Raw genomic sequence first — 2,272 nt, forward strand, 5'->3', positions numbered from 1 at the left:
CGGATACAGGCGATCTTCACCTCAAACGCCACGCCACTTGGGGAATGCAGGTTGAGGGCTGATCATCCGGTCGAGGGCGAATTCGGAAGGACCGCCGTCCACGTCCAGCGCCGAGCCCTGCGCCAGCTCCGCCACTTGGCGGCGAACGTCGGCGCGCACGGCGGCGCGGTCGATCAGGGCCTCGAAGGCGACGCGATCGCCCTTGTAGGCGGCGGCGAGGAGGCGGCTGGCGCTCTCGGCGGCGCCGCGCGGCGGTGTGCGGCCGCAGGCCGCGAGAGCGACTGCGGCCAGCGTAACTATGGCGATACTACGCAGCATCGCGGGACCCTCGGCGCATTCGGAGCTGGCCGCAAGACGGTGCGGCGTTGCACCAAGGCGCCCTCTCCGGCTACTTCCGAGAGAGCAATGCGTTGGGAGGTCGAAGTGTCCGACGGCGAGGTTTTTCCGGTTCCCGACGAATGGGCCAAAAAGGCCCATATGAATGCGGCTGCCTACGAGGCGGCCGTGCGACGCGTGGACGTCGATCCGGCCGGCTATTGGGGCGATGTCGGCCGGCGGCTCGACTGGATCGCTCCGTTCACCGAGGTGAAGGATGTCTCGTTCGAGAAGGCCGACTTCCGCATTCGCTGGTACGCCGACGGGGTGCTCAACGTCTCGGTCAATTGCCTGGACCGCCACCTGGCGTCCAACGGCGACACCATTGCGCTGATCTGGGAGAACGACGACGGCAGCGCCTATGACGCGCTGACCTACCGCCAGCTCCATGCCGAGGTCTGCCGCTGGGCCAATGTCCTGAAGGCCAAGGGCGTCAAGAAGGGCGACCGGGTCACCATCTACCTGCCGATGATTCCGGCGGCGGCCGCCGCCATGCTCGCCTGCGCCCGGATCGGGGCGATCCACTCCGTCGTCTTCGGAGGTTTTTCGCCCGACAGCATCGCCGGCCGCATCCAGGACTGCGACTCAAAGCTCGTGATCACCGCCAATGAGGGCCTGCGCGGCGGGCGGCCGGTGCCGCTGAAGGCCAATGTCGACGAGGCGCTGAAGTCCTGCCCTGGCGTCACGGATGTCATTGTCGTGCGGCGCACGCCCACCGACGTGAACATGGTCGAGGGTCGCGACGCGTGGTTCGCGGACCTGAAGAAGACCGTCTCCGACCAGTGCGACCCCGAGCCGATGAACGCCGAGGATCCGCTGTTCATCCTCTATACCTCCGGCTCGACGGGAAAGCCGAAGGGGGTGCTGCACACCACCGGCGGCTATCTGGCCTGGGCCAGCTGGACGTTCGAGACGGTATTCGACTATCGCGCTGGGGAAGTGTTCTGGTGCACGGCCGATGTGGGATGGGTCACCGGGCACAGCTACGTGGTCTACGGCCCGCTGGCCAATGCGGCGACCAGCCTGATGTTCGAGGGCGTGCCCAACTACCCGACTCCCTCACGGTTCTGGGAGGTCTGCGACAAGCATAAGGTGGAGATCTTCTACACCGCGCCCACGGCGCTCCGGGCCCTGATGCGCGAGGGCGACGGCCCGGTGCAGCGCACGTCGCGCCAGTCGATCCGCCTGCTGGGCACGGTGGGAGAACCGATCAACCCCGAGGCCTGGCTCTGGTACCATCGGGTGGTGGGCGAGGGCCGTTGCCCGATCGTCGACACCTGGTGGCAGACCGAGACCGGCGCCTGCCTGATGAGCCCGCTTCCTGGCGCGCATGCGCTGAAGCCCGGATCGTGCGCCATGCCGCTGCCGGGCGTCATGCCGCAGCTGGTTGATGCCGAGGGCCTGGTGCTGGACGGCGCCGTCAACGGCAACCTCTGCATCACCGACAGCTGGCCCGGCCAGATGCGCACGGTCTACGGCGACCACCAGCGCTTCTTCGATACGTACTTCTCGACCTACCCCGGCAAGTACTTCACCGGCGACGGGGCGCGGCGGGACGAAGACGGCTACTACTGGATCACAGGCCGGGTGGACGATGTGATCAACGTGTCCGGCCACCGCCTGGGCACCGCCGAGATCGAGAGCGCGCTGGTGAGCCACACCGCGGTGGCCGAGGCCGCCGTCGTCGGCTATCCGCACGATATCAAGGGCCAGGGCATCTACTGCTACGTGACCCTGAAGGTCGGGGTCGACGCGACCGAGGCGCTGCAGGCCGACCTGCGCGGCCATGTGCGGCGCGAGATCGGGCCGTTCGCGGCGCCCGACGTGATCCAGTTCGCGCCCGGCCTGCCCAAGACGCGTTCGGGCAAGATCATGCGCCGCATCCTGCGCAAGATCG

Annotated in this window: 2 protein-coding genes; one reads left to right on the forward strand and one right to left on the reverse strand. The window is 67.7% G+C overall.

What is annotated here, in order from left to right:
- Nucleotides 1–21: 21 nt before the first annotated feature.
- Nucleotides 22–318 carry a hypothetical protein gene (locus QZV94_RS24645; RefSeq protein WP_293683053.1) on the reverse strand — a complete coding sequence of 99 codons (297 nt, stop codon included), beginning with the start codon at nucleotides 316–318 and terminating at the stop codon, nucleotides 22–24.
- An 87-nt stretch (nucleotides 319–405) separates the two neighbouring features.
- On the opposite strand from QZV94_RS24645, the gene acs reads away from it, so the two are divergent.
- On the forward strand, nucleotides 406–2,272 hold a 1,867-nt coding region (gene acs / locus QZV94_RS24650; RefSeq protein ID WP_293683055.1), incomplete at its 3' end, for an acetate--CoA ligase.

Source organism: uncultured Phenylobacterium sp., from assembly GCF_902826855.1.
In the GTDB taxonomy this organism is placed as follows: Bacteria; Pseudomonadota; Alphaproteobacteria; order Caulobacterales; family Caulobacteraceae; genus Phenylobacterium.